Source organism: Exiguobacterium sp. s43, assembly GCF_018617255.1.
Lineage (GTDB): Bacteria > Bacillota > Bacilli > Exiguobacteriales > Exiguobacteriaceae > Exiguobacterium > Exiguobacterium profundum.
The window spans coordinates 1,891,136-1,912,200 of the sequence record NZ_JACSJT010000001.1; the positions used below are offsets into that span (position 1 = coordinate 1,891,136).

A 21,065-nucleotide genomic window follows, 5' to 3' on the forward strand; every position below is an offset into this window, starting at 1 on the left:
ACCCATATAAGAAGTGACCTTGATCATTCATCTAATCTAATACGCTCCCACATCTCTTCATCGACGACAAAGAACGATTCATGGGAGCATACCGCGAGCACGCACGTATCCCCCGCATAAAACATCAAGTCTTCCGGGAGTTCCGGATGGATCCAACTGAATAATGATTGACTCCGTTCTTTTAAGAACTGTACCGTCCTGTAATTCATATGGAACGAATATAAATACGCCGTATCCCCAGACAGTCTTGTCGTCTCCCATTCACTTACGATAGTTCGTTCGATCAAATCCCAACGAATCTCTTCAGTCAGCACTTCCATATACACCAAACGCTCGTCTTCGATTTCCATTCGGCGTCTGTCTTCCACGAACGCAAAGTGAGTACAATGCTTGAACAGAACATCAATGAGCGCCTCATAGTGCTTTCCCTTTACATCTTGAGTGATCGTCAGCATGCTTCAAGCCTCCTGTGGTGAAGTAACAAAGATTCCTGTCTCTTCCATAATCTCGAACGAATCTTGATTCCATCTCACTTCAATCGTTCCGACTCGTTCGGGTTCTTCGACACTTCGGTATAATCCCCTTACCTCTATGTCGAAAGTGAAAAAGCCACTGGGTTGTCCCATATACCCCTCTTCATTCACATATGTATTTTTCTGATCCCCAATCAGGTTGAACGAATCACAGCTGTCATCTTCACATTGTACCGAATACGTTTCCTCGAACCAGTGCACAAAGTCAGCCATATCTGGACTAGTCGTATCGATTGGTGCAATCTAAACTCTAGCTATAATCAACCCAATAAAACCGATGAATCCCCATTTTTTCATACGCTCCCCCGCTTTCACTATCCAAAGTCTACCATATCCAAATCATCAAATAAAAAAACCGCCCTGACCGAAGTCAGAGCGGAATGGATGTCTTATAAGACGAAAATCGCTGCAGATACACCGACGACACCCACGAGTGCCATCGCATATACCGGTACTCGTGGCATTTCGCCATTGTTGTCGAGCGCTTTCCCAAACATGTAGAAGACGATCGGATGCACGAGGAACGGCATCGAGAAGATGAGCGGGATGAGAAGTGACGCTTCCGTTCCGAACATTCCACCTTGAACCGCTGCGAACAAGCCGAAGTGCGAGATCGCTGACGATTGTGCCATCGTCGTGTAATCAAACGCAATTGTGCTGAACGCCAAGATGACGAGACCACCGAAGACGGCCATCATCTGCCACCCGAACGAGAACTGCATAAGGGCTTTGACTTCTTTGAAGTCTTCCCCGTTCGCCGCGCGTAAGTTTTTCAACGCGAGCGCAGTGAGTACGAGACCGACCAAAACGATGATGGCTGTCGGCCAAATCCAGAGCGCACCGTTGTCGGCACTGACCGCGAGGATTGAGAAGACGAAGATATGTCCGAAGAACGGGATGTTGATCATGATCGGCGCACGTTTCGCTGCTACTTGACCGAAGTCACCAGCCGTACACGCTCCTGTGAGACCACTGTGTGAAAGTGACCCTGCCATACCTGGTGCGAGATTACGGATGTGACCCGTGCGAGCGAACCACATGATGAGTGCGATTCCACCGAACATCCAGAACAACTGACCGAAGAAACCGTACACGAGAATCGAATTCATGCCTTCGATTGCGAACGCATCACCGATTCTTGAACCCCCGACCATGAAGTTGGCAGCCAAGACGACCGGAATCCCTGCGAAGAGAAGCGCGCGGACAGTCGGTCCATACGTCCAGTTATGGAAGATGGCACCGAGTGCTGACGAAATCAACATCGCGAAGAAGATTTGCGGAAGTGCGATAATTGGCTGAATCGCTGTCGCAATCAAGAACGAAACGAACAAGATGACAAGCAAGAGAACTGTCTCGATAAGACCTTTTTGCATGTATACTTTCTTGTCCTGAATTTGTGCTTTATGGTCGATGAGTAAGAACGACACGGCAAGACCGAGGAGTGCGAGGATTGGGTAGTAAAGAGCAATCCCTTCTGCCGTACCTGGCTCGATTGCCATACGGAAGAACCCTTCCAAACCAACGAGCAAGAAGAACGAACGAAGGATGAAGATGAACTGCGTACGTCCTGTCCCGAGGAACATTTCCTCTTTGGCAGGAATGACGATGTCCTCCATGTCGAGCTCTTGTTTACTCAAGATTTTACGAAGTTCTTGTCCGCCGACGAAGAATGAAACGACTAACGCAATGATCGTCGTCCGTGACAAGAAGTCGACGAGCGGGAATTCAGGAAGACCCGGCGTCGCGATACCGAGCTCGACCATACCGAATCCGAGACCGAGACCGAAGATGACGATGACGAGGATCGGTGAGAAGCGCGTCCCAGCCACGACCATACGAGATAAAATGACCATTGGAATGACGAAGGCCATAAGCAACCAGAATTGGTTGATGAGTTGCATTTGAGATAATTGCTGTACAAGTTCCATTGACTAACCCCTAACATAATTTTTAGCACACAATATCGAAGTGTACAGGAATGAACATTGTGTGACAATAGGGTGTGATGTTTTGTAAACATTGAAAGCGGAACCAAGTGAAATTGGTCCCGCTTTCGTTAGTTATTGGATTGTCTAAGACCCCAAATGCCTTTATTTCCCGTGGAATAAAAGAGGTCTTCTTTTCCGGTAAAGCTCGCCGAATCACTGGAATGCGCACGAATCTGTTTATTGATGTGCCCTTTCCAATCTTTATATCGATCGAGTTCGAGTTGATAGTATGATTTTTCGACATACGCATAAATGTCTTTTAAAGATGCTGTCCCACCGTGGTGTTGGAGGGCGAATTGGATTTTGCGTAGTAACAGGCGTTTCAACTCTTTCATCTCCTTATATAAATAGTAATTATGTATACCTAATTTATCCATACCCTTTCTAAAAAAGTTACAGGTTTTTAGTTGTATTTCCTTTATAATAGGAATATAGACCTGAATATCTCATGTTTGGAAGAAAGGAAATCGATATGACTCAAAAGCGTTACTCAAGTGAATTAGAAATTTTAGAAGAAGTATCTTCTCATCATCAGCTATCACCTAGTCTCCTTCAAAATATTCTCACCACTTCAAAAGCTAATTATTATGGTGAAGCTACGTCTCCGACTAAACGCCAAAAAGAATTAGAAGAAGAATTGAAATATCTAATTAAAAAAGGGAACTCATTAACACATTCCACATCATCTAATAAAAAATCTGGGTTGAAACTTGTTCGTATTCAATTAAATAATTACAAAACATACTTAAATTCTCAAACAATTAACTTTGATACACACACAGATGACAAAAACATCGTTCTGATTGGTGGTTTGAATGGCGCTGGAAAAACAACCATTTTAAAAGCAGTTCGTTACTTATTATATGGCAAGCGTGGCATGACCGATACGGAGTTTCAACAACAGTTTACAAATACAATTAACAATTCATTCTTCGAACAAGGTGGTCGCGAAGCTAGTGCTTCTCTCGTTTTCGAACCTGGAGATGGGCACCATTACGAAATTAAAGTCGTTTGGCAATACAATAGTAAAAAACAAGTTGTGTCTGAAAGTAAGACGTTCAGTAAGCGAACGATTGGTGCAGCTCGTCCAAAACGTAACGAACAGATTGGTTCACACAACGTAGATGATTTCAACCGTACCATTGATAAATTAATCCCATTTGAAGCTTCTCAATTCTTAATTTTTGATGGGGAAGAAATCCGACGCATTATTTCTTCTAGAAATTCTGCCGACTTTAAAGCGACAATCAGACGGATGAACGGAATGTCTTATTTTAACGAGTTAAAAGGTGACTTAGACAAAATCTATTCAAAGAAAGTCAACGAATTAGCTATCGCTCAGAAAAGTACCGAGTTGTTAAAATTCAACAAGAAAATAACTACACTCAAAGAACAATTACATGAGCTTACAGAAAAACGAAATAAAGCCGAGAGTCGAGTATCAACATACAATAAACAACTCGATCACTTTAAGAAACTTCGAAACGAGAAGCTCATGCAGAACAACGAGTCGAGAGAACAATTTGTTTCAACCATGAGTTCTTTAAAAGCACAGCATACTCAAGTTTTGGAGCAAATTTCTAAGTTGTTTTCTGAGAAGGGAATTCCTTCATTTGCATCTAAAAAAATTGATGCATTAAAAAAACGACTGACTCTTGAACAACAATTTACATCTGATCAGCAACGCGTGGAACAGATTTTAGCACCTTATCACCTATTTATGTCTAAACTTCTCTCAGAGCCAATCAATCCACCATTGACTGAAGAACAACTGCATCAGGTTGAGGAAATTGGTAAGAATATTTGGTTATCGAAGGAGAATTATAAAGCTTCTACTACTTCAGAAAATCAGCAAATTTGGCACGACCTTTCGCCAAATGACCGTAGACTGATTATGAATGTAGACGCATCTCGCACTAAGGAAATGATTGTTGAACTGGTCAAGAAAGAAAAGAATCTTAAGCATTCAATTGATCAGCTTCAGCAAAAAGTTGATTTAGCCCCTTCTGCAGTCAGTGTTGATGAAGAAGATAAAAAGATTCAAGAAATTACTGAGGTGCTCGGTAAAACTAAGAGCATTTATCTCAACATTAAAAAGAAAGAACAAGAGTGTATTCAAGAAATTCGTTCTCTAGAATCAAAGCTAAAAGGAACAAAGTCTACTGCAACAAATGCAATCGACTTAGCTGATGATGTACAGCTTTATGGAAAAATCAAAGAAGCAATTGATGAGTATTCAACAAAAGTACTAGACTGGAAAATTGATTTGATTAGTGAACAATTCGATCTGATGTTGAACAAACTTATGAGAAAACAAGATGAATTCGGGCGTGCTTTCGTTGATCGCCGTAAAATGATGATACGCATTGAAAATGAGCGCGGCGCCGAAATTTCAGTGGAAGAACGTTCAGCCGGTGAAATGCAAATTATCTCCTCTGCATTTATTTGGGGAATGATCAAAGCAGCTGATTTAGATTTGCCTATGATTATCGATACGCCACTTGGTCGCTTAGACAGCTATCATCGCAAAAATCTAGTCGAACATTTCTATAAACATCTCAGTAAACAAGTTGTGATTCTCTCAACTGATACGGAAATCACTCCGGAATATGTAGAGTTGATGAAGGAATATACTTCAAAACAAATCATGTTGGACTACAACCAAAAAGAGAAATATACGCTTATTCGCGAAGGTTATTTCGAATTAGTGAAAGGATAATATTATGGATTCTAAAGGAATTAAATTGTCACAAATAAGTAAGAATCGAATCGATACCATTATTGGACACATCGAACATTACGTTCCGAAAGACACGAGACCATTTGTTGTTAAACTAAGTCTGATGCACGGAATTGAAAATCACTCCGTTTCATCTGTACTCCCTACCGAATTGAGTTCAAGCGCATGGGAAATGGGCTCAATCATTAATGGAAATGATTACTTACTTGCTAAACACCTTATTATCAACGAGCTCCAAAAAGAAATCGATGACGAGAAAATTATTCGAGATCATATGAAGCGCTTTATTGAATTAGGTGTGAGAGACATCGCTTCGTTGCTCGAATCAGATGATGCAATCTTTGAAGAAGAATTTTTAATTAAACTTCTTTCCGTATAATCTCAGCGATTTCGCTGAGATTTTTATTACGAAAATTTCTATATTTTGTTGAGCTGTTCGCTTTTTTCATACGAACACTTATGTTAGACTTTTTGTATTAAAACATTGTATTTATTTAAAATTACGTACGTAATTTTAAATAAAGGAGGACATCTTATGGATCCTAATTTCAGCTATAACTTCCCCGCATTACGAGGAAAACAGGCAGAAAAAGAATATTTTGTCGTTATGTGCCCGTTAAAACTGATTCCAAAAATCTTCTTATTCGATGAAGAGGAAGTCCCACCACAATATCGCTCACAGCGAATTTTGAATAAATCTCGAGTCCCAGATATCACAAATTACATTGTAGATCAGTCTAAGGACTATGTATTTTCATCACTTACAGCTTCCATTGATGGTGAAATTCAGTTCACTCCTTTTTCGGATGAGCCGAACTTTAAAGACTTAGGCAAGCTCTCGATCGCATTAGATTCTCGTTTTTTAATAAATGATGGTCAACACCGGAGAGCAGCGATTGAAGAGGCTTTAAAAATTATGCCTGAATTAGGTAATGAAACAATTTCTGTTGTATTCTTTCATGATGAAGGTCTAGAACGGTCTCAACAAATCTTTTCAGATTTGAATCGACATGCCGTTAACACAACGTCATCTATCGGTATTTTATATGATCATCGTGATCAGTTATCGCTCCTAACTAAAGAAATCGTTGAAGAGATTCCGTTGTTAAAACGGTATACAGAAATGGAGAAAACGTCCCTCTCCAAGAATTCACCAAAACTTTTAGCGTTAAATCATATTTATAATGCAAATAAACGACTAATTAATAAGAAAAAAGGTGCTCTTTTAACTGAAGAAGACGCATTGAACATCAAAACGTTTTGGCTAACTCTATGCAATAGTATTCATGAATGGGAACAAGTATTTAATAAAGAAATCTCCCCTCGTGATTTACGTATGATTTCAATTGCGGGTCAAGGTTTATTTATCGAAGCAGCGGCTGAAGTTGCGCGCTCTTTAATTGAACAAAAACCTGATACATGGACAGCCTACCTTACAAAATTTAAAGATATTGATTGGAGCCGTTCAAACGAAAAAGATTGGAAAGGTCGTGCCTTTAACGAAAACGGCAGAATTTTAAAGAACAACTACACTATTCGATTGACTGCCATACGAATCAAATCGCTAATCGGCATCAAGCTCACGAAAGAAGAGAAAGATTTCGATCAACAATAATCAAGCATGAACGTATTATGACTGTTTTGGCACGAGAGGATGACAATTTATGACACAAGGTATTATTAGTAACTTATTTACTCAGCATGAAGGAGATACTGTTTCTAGACGCTCCATCGATTTGATCAAACGTGTGTATTTAAATGACACACGTCCATGGGTGGTCGGATTTAGTGGCGGAAAAGATTCTACACTAACGACTCAACTCATTTTCGAAGCGTTGCTAGAGCTTTCACCAGAACAGTTGCATAAGAAGGTATTTATCATTTCTTCTGACACTTTGGTAGAAAACCCACTCGTCGTTTCCATGATTAACGGCTCTCTACACCGCATGCAAGAAGCCGCTTTAAAATACAATCTCCCTATTGAAACACAAAAAGTTAAACCACTTACAGAAAAAACCTTTTGGACGAATATTATCGGACGCGGCTACCCTACTCCGAACCAAACGTTTAGATGGTGTACAGATCGTCTTAAAATCGACCCTGCTAACCGCTTCATTAAAGATAAAGTGTCAAAATACGGCGAAATCATTATGGTACTTGGTGTCCGTTCATCTGAGAGCACGAGCCGAGGCCAATCAATAAAAGACCATGAGATTTCAGGTAGCGAATTGATGCGACACACATCATTAGCGAATGCTTATGTATTTGCCCCAATTAAAGAATTTGTTCTAGATGATGTATGGAGCTACCTTCTTCAAAACCCAGCTCCGTGGGGGGAAGACCATCATAAGCTACAGAAAATGTACATGGATTCAAGTAGCGAATGTCCATTAGTCGTTGACCAAAACATTAAAGAAAGTGCTGGTTCTTGTGGGAATAGCCGTTTCGGTTGCTGGACGTGTACGGTTGTCAATCAAGATAAATCGCTTACTGGCTTTATTCAAACTGGTGAACATGACTGGTTAAAACCATTATTGAAGTTCCGCAATAAAATGGTTCTCATTCGTGACGACCGTTCTAAACGAATGCATAAACGAATGAATGGTGCCTTCTATTTATTAGAAGTTCAACATGAAATCAAAGAAGATGGAATCTATATTGTTCAAAAGAAAAAAGGCGGTCGTGCTGCCACTTCTCATAAAGTAGTTGACCGAATTGAAGATTTGACTGATGAGTCTGTTCTTGCCGTTCCTAAAGCACAATTAAGTCAATTTATCGCAAAACACAATATTGACTTGAGCAAACCTGAAGAGTTCAATATTCAGTTTGTCGTTACCGAAACAAACGAGGATGGGCAATCTGTATACTCACACCTTGGTCTTGGTCCTTTCACGCTAGCTACTAGAACTGAACTAATGCGCGACTTATTGATTTTACAACGTGATTTAAAAGTTCCAAATTCAGTCGAGTACAAATTAATTCAGGATGATGAGTTACGAGCAATTCGTCGCTTATGGCTCCGTGAAGGTGATTGGAACGATACGTTACCAGAACTTTATCGCGAAGTATTCGGCGTCGATCTGGATTGGGAACATGATGATCGTCAGATTCTAACAAGTGACCAAGCGAATGATTTAGAACTTCTTTCTCAAAAGTATGGTCTTGATTTCAATATGGTTCAAAAACTATTTACAACAGCAAATGATTTTCTAGGTGTAAAGGTTAAACGAGGATTTAATAAAGATGTCGCTGCGCTATTGAGCCAAGACTATTTAAGCCTTTACAAAGAGCAAGGAGTTTTAGAGAGAGATGAAGATTGAATCGATTGTCTTAAAGAATATTGGAGCATATAAAAATCAAACATTTGATTTCAAGAATGAAAACTCTAATAAAAATGTTATTTTAATCGGCGGGAAAAATGGAGCGGGTAAAACAACCTTTTTAAACGCACTTCGCACTGGATTATATGGTAGTCAGGCGTTTGGGATTAAAGCACCTACTCCATCCTACTTCAAAGAAATTGAGAAGTTAATCAATAGCGAAGTAAGAGATCAACGAGAAAGATATAGTACCACTAAACAAATTTCAAAAATCCAAATTACGTTTACAACAACAACGAATCAAACTACATCACGCTATTTATTTGAACGATCATGGGGAATCGACGCTAAGAATATTAAAGAATACTTTAACATCTATCGTGATGCAAATACCTTTGCACTAGCAGAGAAGGACAAGAGTCAAGTCTATTCATTATTCTTAGAACGTACTCCCCTCTATTTGTTTAATGTCTCATTATTTGATGGAGAGACAATTAATCAAATTATTAATGAAGGGAAACTGTCTGAGTACCTAGATGATTTGATGAAAAGTGCATTTAAATTAGAGATTCCAGATTTATTAACGGAAACAATCGAATCACTTGTACGAGACGAAGCCAAGACTAAGCTATCTAAAGATAAATCAAAACGTTTAGATGAGCTTAAAAAACAGCTAAGTGAATCCGAACAAAAATTGCAAAACGTTCAAGTCGATAAATCTCAGCTTCTTCAGAAGATCGAAGTTAGTGAAGCCGAAATCACTGCCTTCTCTGAATCGTTACGCGCACACGACGTGATTAGTAAAGAAGAAGAAGCAAAATTGAAAGAGGAAATAAGAAACCTAGAACAAGAACGACAGAAATTAAAGCAATCTACGTCAGACTTTTTCAATGAGTACTACGCCTTTTCTATCAATCATCACTTGCTTGAAAAAGCTGCAGAACAAGTAGAATCAGAACTATTGATAAGAAGTGTAGAAGATTTAGAAAAAGTCTTCACCGATGAGTTCTATAAGAATGTTTCACGTAATTTAGGAGGATCTGTAGGACATGATTCACTGAAGAATGAATTCAATGCGGCTTTAAAAACGGCTGTTCCGAAAACTGAAATTATTCATGACGCTTCGTTCGGTTCGAAGGCAAAAGTTGAAAATATGATTTCTTCAGTAAACGCTCAATCTTCCTCATCTCTCTTGGCAAACATTAATCGCGATGACGAAATCATAGAGGAACTGAAGATATTACGAAGAAAACTAGTGATTCGAGAAGAAAATCATGCGGATTTTGAAAAACAATTTGAGGAATTGAATCAACTCAAAGTTAGTCATCTTCATTTGAACGAGCAGTTAGAACGTATTGTTAAACTTGAAGAAGAGCTCCAAAATCAGTACTCGATGTTAGTGGAAGAAAACGCCTCACTTCAACAAGAAATCGAGAAAATCACTTCAAAATCGAGCTTATTATCGCAAAATGCGACTTCAACATTAGCTTTACTAGAAGACTTCAAACTTCAACAGCGATATAAAGTCATTCGGAGTGTTGAAGAAAATGCGTTACGCATGTTAAAAACATTGATGCGTAAAGAAGATTACGTAGATAAGCTATCGATTCTACCCGAAGACTTCTCGTTAACTTTGTCATCTAAAGACCAGTCTCAAATTTCTGTAGCTACGCTATCTTCTGGTGAGAAACAGATTCTACTTCTTTCATTAATCTGGGCAATTTTCAAAGTTTCCGAAAATCAAATGCCATTTATCTTCGATACATTGTTAGGCCGATTAGATCGAGATCACCGTTATAACATTTTACGTAACTTACTTCCTAACTTTGGTGAACAAGTGTTAGTGCTATCTACAGACTCAGAAATTAGCAAAGATTACTACGACGTACTCAAACCATCGATTTCTAAAGAGTATAGTCTTCAGTTTGATAATGAACATTTAGAAACACGAGTCATTCCATCGTATTTTGAATTTGAAAACGCGCAGGTGAAAAACTCATGAACTACCGTCTTAAATTAACTGAACAAACGCATCTCTATTTTAAAGAGATTGCAAACTCAACTCATATCACACCGAACATCCTAGCTCGTTTCGCCGTTGGAATATCATTAAAAAACGAAAAAACTCCACCTAGCGTTAAAGGTCAGCCCATTTCTAATTTTGAAATAAATCGTGCCACTTTAACGGGAGAACACGACGAGATGTTTAAAATGATGATTCTTCAACATGCTAAACAGCACATAGAGGAAGAACGGTATTTTCCTGATTACTTTAATTCACATATTACTAGAGGTGCCGAAGAGCTTTATCAAATGTTCCAATTTTCTAGAAGTACCAATCAATTCTTAAGAGAGTTATTGGCTCTCCAGGAGGGATAACATGCTTTATCTAGACAACAGCTCAACGACACCTGTGTATCCAGAAGTACTTGAAGAGATGCTCCCCTATTTTCTTGAAGAGTTCGGGAATCCTTCGAGCAAGTATTATTCACTGGCAGAAAACTCTAAGAACGCTGTTGAACATGCTCGAGAACAGTTAGGTAAATTTCTTAACTGTTCTTCTACCGAGCTGTATTTTACTTCGGGAGCGACCGAAAGTAACAACTGGATTTTAAAGAGTGTTAGTTCAACTTTACCGGACCATCAAGTGATTACCACGGTAGCCGAACATTCATCTAATTTAGAAATCGCAAAGTATTTAAATGAGCAACTGAATATTCACGTTGAATACTTGTCAGTCGATCAATTTGGTAGAATCAATTTTTCTGAATTAGAGTCTTTACTAAAAAAACGCCCTACTTCACTCGTTTCAATCATTTGGGGAAATAACGAGTTAGGGTCGTTAAATGACATTAAGAGAGCTTCTGAACTAGTTGCTCAATATGGTGCGCTCTTTCACACCGATGCCACACATGTCGTCGGAAAGATGAGAATCGACCTGTCAGAACTGACGAACGTTCATTTCTTATCAGCTTCTGCGCATAAGTTCAACGGTCCAAAAGGTATTGGAATTGCTTATTTGAAAAAAGATGAGGACGGGATTCCAAGAAAATTGACACCACTTATTCATGGTGGTGGCCAAGAGCAAGGCATTCGAGGCGGGACTCTTGCTGTTCCTCTAATTGTGGGAATGGGAAAAGCAGCTGAAATGCATCAGGCATCCTTGTCTAAGAACATTCAGAAATTGCAAAAACTTGAACATCAGTTGGTTCAACTTTTATCTCAAAAATTTGGATCGAACATACGCTTCAATAGTGATCATACTGATAAAATACCGGGAATTGTGAATGTTCAATTTATCGGGATTAATAATGAAGTACTTGTGAAACAGCTAGCACCTGTCATGGCGGTCTCAACTGGATCTGCATGTAGCTCCAGTAAACCAAGCCATGTACTTCAAGCGATTGGATTGTCATTAGATGAAGTACGATCATCCATTCGATTTTCCCTATCGTCAAACATTGAACCAAAAGATTTAGAGATTTTTAATCAACTATAAATAGCTAAGTCTTTTTTTAAAATATCCACCACTTAAATCATATAATCATTACTTACTTATCATACCAAAAAAAGGAAGAGGTATTTACAGATGGAAGCTTTTGATTATCTAAGTAAAAAAAGACTTCAAATACATTTAGCAATCCCAACTATTTCGGAACCAGAAGGACTTGCTGTTAACTATAATTTAGAAACATTAGAGTGGAAAGAAATTAAATTTTTAGACGATACTGGCGAAAACTTCCACAGTCAAATTAATAATATTCCAAACAATACTGGCGGCCTTTATATGTTTCAAGTTAAGTCCGATATATTACCAGAATTAGTTAAATACCCTCTTTACATTGGACGAGCGAGAAATTCTGATGGTAATTATAGTTTAAGGTCTAGATGCAAAACATACAAAAACGCTACAACTAGACCGAAAATTAAACGAATGGTAGATACATGGGGACCACATCTCTATATATACTACACTGAACTTTCAGATAATCAACTAATTGATGATCTTGAAAAATGGTTAATTGGAACAATTTTGCCCGAGTTTAACTCTCGCATTGATAACGTTTCCATCAAAGATGCTGTGAAAATGTTTTAAAAGGAGAAAAATATGACTAAAATGCGACTACCAGCCCTTAATTTACGGATGGGTGATTGGAATTATTATAGTTCTACAATGACGTTTGAAGAAATTTCAACTAATGTTCGTAAAATTGATAATCAATTACATAAGTCTGAGAGACTGAGTGAACTCATACAAAGAAGCATCACAGAAAATTATATCAACATAAAAAAATATATTGATACTCATGAAGACAGATTTTTCAACTCAATTGTTTTAGCAGTTTACGAAGGAGATCCTCAATTTTTAGAAATTGATTTTGAGCATGAAAATGTGAGATATGGTCAAATGGGACTTTTAGATTTTACAGGACATGAAATTATTTTCCCAGTCGACGGGCAACATCGAGTAGAGGGAATAAAGGCAGCTTTAGATGATAATAGTAATTTAAAAGATAATCAAATCTCAGTAATTTTTATTGGTCATAGTAATACACCAGAAGGATTAAAAAGAACTAGAAGGTTATTTACTACACTGAATAGATATGCCAAACCAGTAAAAAAGAGTGATATTATCGCACTGGATGAAGACGATTTAGTAGCTATCACAACTAGATATCTGGTTGATAATCATGACCTCTTTAATGGGAAAAAAATTAGTTTAGAGCGTACTTTACAAGAAAATGATCAAATATCTTTTACCACAATTGAAACTCTATATGATTGTAACAACTTTTTGTTAAGTAATTTTTTGAAAGATAAAGGTATAACAAAAAAAAATTCGGATTTTAAAACAAGTCGTCCATCGGATTCAATAATAAGAGAATTTCAAAATTATTGTATATCTTTTTGGAATCATGTAACGTCTAGCTTTGATATATTGGATAACTATGCTAATAGTTCAGAGGAGTATCCCGCTGCAGAATTTCGTAATCGAAATGGTGGTAATCTATTATTTAGACCAGTAGGACTTTCATCATTCATTAAGTCAGTTTCAAATATAAAACAAATGCATGATTCGATAACATACTCAGAAATCCTAGGTTGTTATAGTGACGTACAGATGAATATGAGTTGCTATCCGTGGAAAGGAGTTATTTGGAATGAGCAAGATAATAAAATGATTCTTAATAATAAAACTCCTCTAAACTTAATTAATTTATTTATATTTGAGAAAAAAAATAATAACTCAACTCTCACATCCGGACAAAGAGAACAACTTATAGAAAGGCTATCAACTTTACTTTCTTTGACCAAAGACGAAGTAAATGCGGTACTAGATGACTTAATTTCAAATTAATTTATATTATATCAAAAAGCTTTGTAGTAGACTGACATAGCGATATGAGAACATATAAAACACCTTGGTTAGGCTGCTTGTACACCGTATTTTAATGGTATCAGGTAGCCTAATTTTTCTTTAATCCGTTCCTCGTTACAGTAATTCAAATAGTGTGTCACCAGTTCGTAGACCTCGTGATCTTCGAGTGAGTTGAATTTGACGTACTGGAACTCCTCAGACTTCAAGTTTGAATAGAATGACTCAATCACCGCTTTGTCCCAACAATGGCCTCTACGGGACATAATGCTGACCAAGCGATTCCTCTTCACAACTCTTGGAAGGGATAGGACGTATAGACACTTCCCTGATCGGAATGGATGATGACCCCTTAGGGATGGTCCTGGTTCACTAGCGCCATCTTTAACGTATCCTTGATGAGGGGCGTCTGTTGGTGCTCCTATATCTTGTAGGCGACAATCTCATTGTTGAATAGGTCCATGATGGTAGAGTGATATTTCGTCGTACTGCCGTATTGGATATAGGTGATGTCCGTCACCCACTTCTAATTCGGTCCACTGGTCGTGAAGTCTCGCTGGAGAAGGTCGGGGGCTAAGATAACACGCTCGCCCTACGATTTCCAAATGTGCTTGGGTTTAATCCGGCACTGGAGATAGTACTTCTTCATGATTCGGTGTTCCGATTGACTGACAACCGATAGGTTTGCTCTAACAGGATCTTGATTTTCCAGTGCCCGTTTCGATACTTCGACAGCTTAAAGAGTTCGATGATCGCCTCTTCTAGCACCTAAGGGGCTTCACGACTCCCTTCACGTACCAACGCACGCGGCACGCCTAGCATATTCAGAATGCTCGTGACAGTATATTTTTTCCTCATAAGTTTAACGATTTTCAGAACGACCTCTTTTTCAACTCGCTTTCGATTTCCATGTACTTTTTAAGATGTCGTTCTCTATCTTCAGATGAGACAGTTATCGTTCCTTCTTGTCGTCCTTACTCGCGGATTCAGGACAGTGCGCATAGGTATTCTGTTTCCCGCTCTGTTGGTCGAACCAATAGAGTTCGATTAATCGATACCATCTCATCCACGTATCGATTTGAGATTTGTTTTGCCCCCGTGTTTCTCCATGATTTCTCTCGTCGTCAACTCACCGTTCAGTTTGTATTTCACGACCGCCCATAAAACTTCGCTTGAATATACGTTTTTGCCCATACAAAAACACCTCCGTTACTAGTACTTTTTTCAAGTGTACCACTCCGAAGATGTTTTTATATTGTCTCAATAATTTAGATTAGCCCATAGAAACGTATACACCACAACGCTTTTTATTATGACAGTTTGTCAAATTAAGCGTCACAGTTCTTCTTTTGCATCTCATGATGCTGTCCGGCGTTGATCACGTTGTAGGAAGGATTTCATTTCAGCTCACGTGAAATTGTAGACGGCTGACATCCTAGATGCTTAGAAATCTTTCGAATTGAAAATCCAAATTCGAGATAGGTTTCTATTTTGACTCTTTCTGATGTGGTAACATGAACATTGTTCATAACGAATCCTCCGTTGAATAAGGTGTGGTAACTTTATTCTACACGAGGTCGTTATGAGTTTTTTTTAATAGGGTGTTGTACTCAGTATTACAATTCATCTTATACTAAAAATTAATTACTTTTCATTTTCTTAACAGAAAATGAATTTCTAAATGTATATTTCAGAAAGCATTTCTTCTCTTGGAATATCCTTTTTCCCATCTATAATTGACTGCCGGATTTCTTCAATCGAATACGATCCACCACTTATACCATACTGCTCTGGTAAATTAAGCAACAGAATGTCGTCTTCAACACGTTCAATAGACGAAGTTGTTTCTTCTGTTCTAAATGAAACGACAACACCTTTATTAAAGTACTCGGTTAATTCATTCGAAATTTCATAATCGCCCTTCATCAGTCTTTCGATAACGGAAAGTCTTTCCTGTTCAAAGTCATAATTTTGTTTTCTCTCGCTCCACAACTTTCCTTCAAATAGTTTTTTAGCATTTGCTAAGAAAAGATGTGCAAAGAACATACGATAGTATTGTTGAGAGAATGTAGTTTCTGCTTCCCCCACACCTAATTCTAAATCAAAGAGAGCTTTCGTTCGAACAACTTGGTTTCTAGCTTTATCTATGACATTACTCAAGTTTCTACCGATTTTTACTTCAATTGGATAGAAGTGCATTTTTAACTTACCGTCCGTTTCCTGCATCCCAATCAACAGTAAATCATCTGAGTAACTACCTGACTTACCTAACGCTTTCACAGTGAAAGGTGAATTCGCGTGGTTTAACCCAATTGCTTTCGCCACTCGTAAAATTTCCTCAAGAGAGATTGGGACCCAAGTAATATCATCGGTTGAAAACATCGCCAATGAATATTTAACGGCTGCCAATAAGCTGAATTTTTCACGACTCTTATGCACGTTACGAGCTGTTTCATTACTTAAACCTTGTTGAATCATTGAAAGTAGCCATTCTCCGTTGATCACATTGAACGTTTGAATGATTTCTTTAATACTCTCATCTGTATTCAAATCCGGTTTTTCATGATTCAAGTAATCTTTAATCACTGCCTGATATTGTGCTGTTTTCTTCGTAACTGTAATAGCATCATATCGGTAAGAAGAAGATTGATCATTATAATGAATGATAATCAATTCATTATCCGGGTTTCCTTGCTTAGAAGAAAAATAGCCTAAGTCGACAGTAGGTTCGATTAATGTAACCCAGTGTGAACTTTCATAGATATTTTGTAACTTATAACTATCGCGTGCATCTGTAATACTAGCTAGTGCTGTTACACCATGTGCAAATGAGCTACTCCCGTTATCTTTCATGTGTACGTTCAATTCATTAAATGATTTGGCACATCGTAATAACAAGTCTTCTTCCTCAATTGCATAACCTCGAAGACCAAACCCCATACTAAACTGACCATCTTTGACTGTCGGTGCAAGTGTCGAATACAAACCATTCATGGCATTACCACTCTTGATATACTCCATTTTGTCTGTGATTACTTGTTCTTCACCACTCATCTTATAGAAACTAATATGAGCATATTCAAAATCATTAGAAGATTTATTTTGAATGTGGTAGTGATTAATCAGCGACTGAATTTTCTCCGCTACTTCTTGCGGGGAGAGAATGAAGTTTTTCGGAATGAGTGCGTACAGATATTCGAACTGTTCCCAGTCATCTTCCATAAAATCTTTTGCAGCAAATTGATCGAAAGCACTTCTATATCGACCTGAATCAGAATAAAGTTTCACTTCTACGGGGATTACTATATCTCGATTTTTCTCATAACTATTCTTTAATTGACGGAACATCCATTCAACTATACCTTTCAGTACCATCTCATCATTACGAATTTCAATTACATTTAAATAAAGTGGTGCTCTAGCGATTTGATTTGTCTGATTAAAGAGTGACGTAAAATGATCGACAAACTGATTTAACTTTTCTTTGACTACTTCAGATAAAAAGCGGTCCGCTTCAGCCACGACAACCTCTTCTTTTACTCGATACACCATCCACTCTGGCAAATCTGATTGGGATTCTGCCTTGTAAGTTTTACCTTCAAACCATAGATATGGGGCTAATGCATCGGCTCGTAGACGTTTCAGTACACTTTCCGAGATTTCCTCTTCTCCAAGTTGCGTATTAAGTTCTAATTGAAATGCAACATTAATCGGATGGAATGGAGTAAAGTAAACAATTTGCTCTTTTTGATTATATAAGACACCTAATTTTAAGATTGAATGCCCCACTTCAAACAATCGATCTGCTTCTTGAATCGATTCAATCGCTTTTACATACGCTTGAACATAATTTAAAGCAACTCGTTTGTATTCATCATCCCAGTAAGCCAACATGGGTACAGTTTTTTTAATCTTGAAGTGGTTTAAGAACAGATTATACGCTTCTCTTAATTCATAATATGCTTTAAACTCCAATTCAATAGGACTGAGGACGCCTGCCGAAAGAATAGCAGTTTGCATACTTTGATTGACCCATTCCATTTCGAAGTCCAAGAAGTCTTTATACTCGTTTTGGGGATAGTAAATTTGATTCTTCAAAATCAATTTCTCATCCGCACTCAGTACAATTGATGCTCGCTTCTCACGTTTTTCTTTATACAACCGTATATTCGGAATCGGATGCGGTTTTGATGCATCGACACTTAATTTAATATTAATTGGTTGCGACTCTCCAACAACTAGCTGCATAAACTGATCGTCTTCAAACAAATCCTGATCAAAATGATACGTAATATTAGGCTCCTCGGATACTTTAACGAGAACTTGATCTTGGTAAATTGGTTCTTGTGAGCCGTCACCTAAGCGTAATTCACCTTCTTTATTGCCTAGTGTCAAATACTCGGTACCGTTCCCAGTTAAACGCTTCACTTCATAAGTTCCCGCATAATCCTTAAGAACTTCATTAGAGAATGGGAAAATCATAATATTTAGCTCTGAATATAATGTACTTTCATTTTTTACTTTGTACTTTATAGTACATTGCGCAGTATTTTGAACTTGATTTGAAGTTAGTGTCAAATAAAGATTGTTTGTCTTCACATTTGAAGTTACTTCAAGTAAAGGATTACAATACTCAATTTTGACTTGCGACTGTTCTAAGCTTTTCCGAACACCCTTACCCTCAATAAGATATTTAAACTTTAGATTAATTTCTCTTTCATGAGAAGGATTAAAAATTGCAATGTAACGTATGCGTTTTCCTGTCTTTGTCATTTTATGTGGCCGATCCCAAACCACTACCGAGGAATGCTCATTAACTTTTGTAACTTCATCAAGCTCAAATACTTTTTTATTCTTTTCTGCTTTGAGTTTAATTACTTCTTGCAATGTTAATTCATTCCAATGATCATGTTTAAGTTTATTGACACCTTGCTCGTTAAACTTTTTCGGTAATTGCGCCTCAGTCGTTTCATTAAAATGACTCTCTTGTACAAATTCATATAAATCTCGGTTCTCACGAAGTCGTTCACGAATCTCTTTTTTGGATGACGTTTGGATAAACGAATCAAGCTCCTGGTCGTGGAAAAACCTTAACTTTAGAAAATCTTTCTTTGAAAGTTCTGTTTTTTGCATGAGAGAAAGAATTTCTTCAAAATCAAAGAATGATACCCCTTTAAACGAGTTGAACTCTTCTTCGATTTCCTTCAAGTGAAAATTAATCACTTCAACCAATGCACCTTTATTGTCCGACATTTGCTTCAATTCATGCTTAAGTTCTTCTAAAATCTTTTGAGGATTTAACGGCATCCCTTCTTTTTGAAGATTTGCTCCACCACCATCAATACTATCAAGTTGCCCGTGATAAATAACAAGCAATGAGCGATTTAAACCTTCAGCTTCTTGTTCACTAACTAAATTTCGAAGTTTAACGAAGAAGTCAGGTTGAATTCCTTCGCTTTGAGTAGCAATGATTAACTCACTTGTCCCGTAGTCAATCGTAAACGTTTCATATTCAGTAACTCCGTTTAATTTATATTCAAAAGCTTTAACCTGATCTTTTGCTTCCTTCTCGAGATATTCCTTTAAATATTGAACATGGCTCTCTTCTTCGAGTTGCAAATAATACTTATCTCCAGGCTTAGGCGTGTTTACTAAAAAATGGCCATTTATTTTTTTCGTTACATACTCATAAAATTGGTTTGACATACTGTGCCTCCCCACTATCGCTCTTCTTATCGATAACATTAATTTTTTCTAGTAGTTGTAAAAGGGCAGTTGATGATTCGTTATCAAAGTTGATGCCTCTTTTACTTAATCTTTCTAATAGTTCTACAAATGTAATTCGGTCATTTTTACAACTTACAGCGCACATCAGAATTAACATCTCCTGGTTCAGAGACAATACATATCCAAGACGCCCACGACGCTTCGTAAAGTGCGATTTAGCAATATTTTTTGCATGATCTCCATAACGAGACTGCGCTTCTTTCGGAGTCGTCAGTTTCATCGCATTGAATAGTTGTTTAGCTGCTTCGTTAAAAGTTTGACTGTCATTCACATTGCTCTCTAAACCTGCATAAGTAAGAATTCGTTCAGTCTGCAAATCAATATCTTTCAAAAATTGAACCTGATCTGTAGCACTAAGGATAGTAAAATGTTGAAAAATTTCATCATATGTCATGATTTTTGATTTCTCATTCTCTAATGATTGGTTAACAGAGTTACAACTCAACTGAGCCATCGTCAACTCATGAACAAATAAATTTTCACTCGCACTCGTCAACAGTCCCATCCCCGAGTTCATCGTTTTTCTTCTTGAAGTAACAGTCGTCTCGTTATGAATTGTGTAGTACATTTTCGATGGATGATTCCAGTTAGACGTCTCGAAGTTATTAATTTTCACTGTTGTTTGAGAAACAATATAGTGTAGGTAATACTTTAATAAATTATTAATTTCTTTCAAAAAGTATTGCGGATGCTCAGCTAAATAGACAAAATCTTCTCCTAATAGTTTTATTGGTAATGAAGAATAAAGAGCATGCTCGGCTTTATATTCTTTGTTCGTTAGACTCGGTAATAAATTTACAATCATCTTGTCTAACAGAGTTTCATTTTGGCCTGCTTTAAAAACCTGTTTAATCTTTTCGATTTCTCCTTCATCTAACGCATGTTGCGTCAAATCCGCTAGAAAAGTACCCAACTTCTTTTTCGTTGCAGGATTGCCTTGGATGTACATGAACATACTTGGATGAGTAACGTTCAACCCTCCATCCCGTTGTAACAGTAATTCACTAAAGAAAGTATGAATTTCATCTTCATGCTCAGGTTGATTCTCGACTCGCTCTAGTACACCTTCTAACAGATAATCCGTATTGAAAGACTTAGCTGACAGTTCTACATTCAGAAGTCTTCTAGAATAAGCACCGATTTCCTTTTCCCAATCGGAAAGAGCGTTTTTAATTGAATCGCTCTTTCCTGTTGTGAAAGGGAGTATTTGATAAAAATTCGAAGTTTGTCGCTTCGTTATTTTTTTCCGACTTTTGTCTAAGACAATAACTTGTTTTTCATCGAAAATTTTCTCTGGTAATAATCTCATTATTTACACCC

Annotated in this window: 16 protein-coding genes and 1 pseudogene; 9 read left to right on the forward strand and 8 right to left on the reverse strand. The window is 37.6% G+C overall.

The window, feature by feature from the left end; all coding sequences use genetic code 11:
* Positions 1 to 23: 23 nt before the first annotated feature.
* The 3 genes from KNO79_RS09715 to KNO79_RS09725 all read right to left on the reverse strand — a co-directional run bounded on the left by KNO79_RS09715 (position 24) and on the right by KNO79_RS09725 (position 2,847).
* Complete coding sequence (locus KNO79_RS09715; protein ID WP_251125224.1) at positions 24 to 455, reverse strand: stage III sporulation protein AH; 432 nt, start codon at positions 453 to 455, stop codon at positions 24 to 26.
* Between the two features lie 467 nt (positions 456 to 922).
* A complete protein-coding gene (locus KNO79_RS09720; RefSeq protein ID WP_214691165.1) occupies positions 923 to 2,461 on the reverse strand; it encodes a hypothetical protein in 1,539 nt (512 codons plus the stop codon).
* A 128-nt stretch (positions 2,462 to 2,589) separates the two neighbouring features.
* Positions 2,590 to 2,847, reverse strand: a complete 258-nt coding sequence (locus tag KNO79_RS09725) for a hypothetical protein (RefSeq protein ID WP_078146508.1) — start codon at positions 2,845 to 2,847, stop codon at positions 2,590 to 2,592.
* A 146-nt stretch (positions 2,848 to 2,993) separates the two neighbouring features.
* On the opposite strand from KNO79_RS09725, the gene dndD (KNO79_RS09730) reads away from it, so the two are divergent.
* From dndD (KNO79_RS09730) to KNO79_RS09770, 9 genes are all read left to right on the forward strand, one after another.
* Positions 2,994 to 5,240, forward strand: a complete 2,247-nt coding sequence (dndD, locus tag KNO79_RS09730; protein ID WP_214691166.1) for a DNA sulfur modification protein DndD — start codon at positions 2,994 to 2,996, stop codon at positions 5,238 to 5,240.
* 4 nt (positions 5,241 to 5,244) lie between these two features.
* Positions 5,245 to 5,640, forward strand: a complete 396-nt coding sequence (locus tag KNO79_RS09735) for a hypothetical protein (RefSeq protein WP_211781517.1) — start codon at positions 5,245 to 5,247, stop codon at positions 5,638 to 5,640.
* A gap of 156 nt (positions 5,641 to 5,796) precedes the next feature.
* Positions 5,797 to 6,876: a DNA sulfur modification protein DndB gene (gene dndB / locus KNO79_RS09740; RefSeq protein ID WP_214691167.1), complete on the forward strand. Its 1,080-nt coding sequence runs from the start codon at positions 5,797 to 5,799 to the stop codon at positions 6,874 to 6,876.
* 49 nt (positions 6,877 to 6,925) lie between these two features.
* Positions 6,926 to 8,581 (forward strand): DNA phosphorothioation system sulfurtransferase DndC, encoded by a 1,656-nt coding sequence (gene dndC / locus KNO79_RS09745; protein ID WP_214691168.1) that lies wholly within the window; start codon positions 6,926 to 6,928, stop codon positions 8,579 to 8,581.
* A complete protein-coding gene (dndD, locus tag KNO79_RS09750; RefSeq protein ID WP_214691169.1) occupies positions 8,571 to 10,583 on the forward strand; it encodes a DNA sulfur modification protein DndD in 2,013 nt (670 codons plus the stop codon). The genes dndC and dndD (KNO79_RS09750) overlap by 11 nt, the downstream gene beginning before the upstream one ends.
* Entirely contained in the window at positions 10,580 to 10,960 is a 381-nt protein-coding gene (locus tag KNO79_RS09755; protein ID WP_214691170.1) for a DndE family protein, read from the forward strand. Before dndD (KNO79_RS09750) ends, KNO79_RS09755 begins: the two co-directional genes overlap by 4 nt.
* 1 nt (position 10,961) lies before the next feature.
* Positions 10,962 to 12,080, forward strand: coding sequence for a cysteine desulfurase family protein (locus KNO79_RS09760; protein ID WP_214691171.1), 1,119 nt, complete (start codon positions 10,962 to 10,964; stop codon positions 12,078 to 12,080).
* Between the two features lie 90 nt (positions 12,081 to 12,170).
* On the forward strand, positions 12,171 to 12,677 hold the full coding sequence (locus tag KNO79_RS09765; RefSeq protein ID WP_214691172.1) for a hypothetical protein: 507 nt from the start codon (positions 12,171 to 12,173) through the stop codon (positions 12,675 to 12,677).
* A gap of 12 nt (positions 12,678 to 12,689) precedes the next feature.
* Positions 12,690 to 13,940, forward strand: coding sequence for a DNA sulfur modification protein DndB (locus tag KNO79_RS09770; protein WP_214691173.1), 1,251 nt, complete (start codon positions 12,690 to 12,692; stop codon positions 13,938 to 13,940).
* Positions 13,941 to 14,008: 68 nt separating this feature from the next.
* On the opposite strand, the gene KNO79_RS09775 is transcribed toward KNO79_RS09770, so the two are convergent.
* From KNO79_RS09775 to dptG, 5 genes and pseudogenes are all read right to left on the reverse strand, one after another.
* Complete coding sequence (locus KNO79_RS09775; RefSeq protein ID WP_214691174.1) at positions 14,009 to 14,236, reverse strand: IS3 family transposase; 228 nt, start codon at positions 14,234 to 14,236, stop codon at positions 14,009 to 14,011.
* A gap of 784 nt (positions 14,237 to 15,020) precedes the next feature.
* On the reverse strand, positions 15,021 to 15,152 hold the full coding sequence (locus KNO79_RS15650) for a hypothetical protein (protein WP_256443641.1): 132 nt from the start codon (positions 15,150 to 15,152) through the stop codon (positions 15,021 to 15,023).
* Between the two features lie 206 nt (positions 15,153 to 15,358).
* Positions 15,359 to 15,487 (reverse strand): annotated as a pseudogene (locus KNO79_RS15655) (helix-turn-helix domain-containing protein); the annotation flags it as partial.
* A 148-nt stretch (positions 15,488 to 15,635) separates the two neighbouring features.
* Complete coding sequence (gene dptH / locus KNO79_RS09785) at positions 15,636 to 19,664, reverse strand: DNA phosphorothioation-dependent restriction protein DptH (RefSeq protein WP_214691176.1); 4,029 nt, start codon at positions 19,662 to 19,664, stop codon at positions 15,636 to 15,638.
* Positions 19,645 to 21,054: a DNA phosphorothioation-dependent restriction protein DptG gene (dptG, locus tag KNO79_RS09790; protein ID WP_214691177.1), complete on the reverse strand. Its 1,410-nt coding sequence runs from the start codon at positions 21,052 to 21,054 to the stop codon at positions 19,645 to 19,647. The genes dptH and dptG overlap by 20 nt, the downstream gene beginning before the upstream one ends.
* Positions 21,055 to 21,065 lie beyond the last annotated feature (11 nt).

Coding starts and splice junctions, on each gene's coding strand:
- KNO79_RS09715 (WP_251125224.1), bottom strand. CDS start 455: ATGCTGACGATCACTCAAGATGTAAAGGGAAAGCACTATGAGGCGCTC.
- KNO79_RS09720 (WP_214691165.1), bottom strand. CDS start 2,461: ATGGAACTTGTACAGCAATTATCTCAAATGCAACTCATCAACCAATTC.
- dndD (WP_214691166.1), top strand. CDS start 2,994: ATGACTCAAAAGCGTTACTCAAGTGAATTAGAAATTTTAGAAGAAGTA.
- KNO79_RS09735 (WP_211781517.1), top strand. CDS start 5,245: ATGGATTCTAAAGGAATTAAATTGTCACAAATAAGTAAGAATCGAATC.
- dndB (WP_214691167.1), top strand. CDS start 5,797: ATGGATCCTAATTTCAGCTATAACTTCCCCGCATTACGAGGAAAACAG.
- dndC (WP_214691168.1), top strand. CDS start 6,926: ATGACACAAGGTATTATTAGTAACTTATTTACTCAGCATGAAGGAGAT.
- dndD (WP_214691169.1), top strand. CDS start 8,571: ATGAAGATTGAATCGATTGTCTTAAAGAATATTGGAGCATATAAAAAT.
- KNO79_RS09755 (WP_214691170.1), top strand. CDS start 10,580: ATGAACTACCGTCTTAAATTAACTGAACAAACGCATCTCTATTTTAAA.
- KNO79_RS09760 (WP_214691171.1), top strand. CDS start 10,962: ATGCTTTATCTAGACAACAGCTCAACGACACCTGTGTATCCAGAAGTA.
- KNO79_RS09765 (WP_214691172.1), top strand. CDS start 12,171: ATGGAAGCTTTTGATTATCTAAGTAAAAAAAGACTTCAAATACATTTA.
- KNO79_RS09770 (WP_214691173.1), top strand. CDS start 12,690: ATGACTAAAATGCGACTACCAGCCCTTAATTTACGGATGGGTGATTGG.
- KNO79_RS15650 (WP_256443641.1), bottom strand. CDS start 15,152: ATGGGCAAAAACGTATATTCAAGCGAAGTTTTATGGGCGGTCGTGAAA.
- dptH (WP_214691176.1), bottom strand. CDS start 19,664: ATGTCAAACCAATTTTATGAGTATGTAACGAAAAAAATAAATGGCCAT.
- dptG (WP_214691177.1), bottom strand. CDS start 21,054: ATGAGATTATTACCAGAGAAAATTTTCGATGAAAAACAAGTTATTGTC.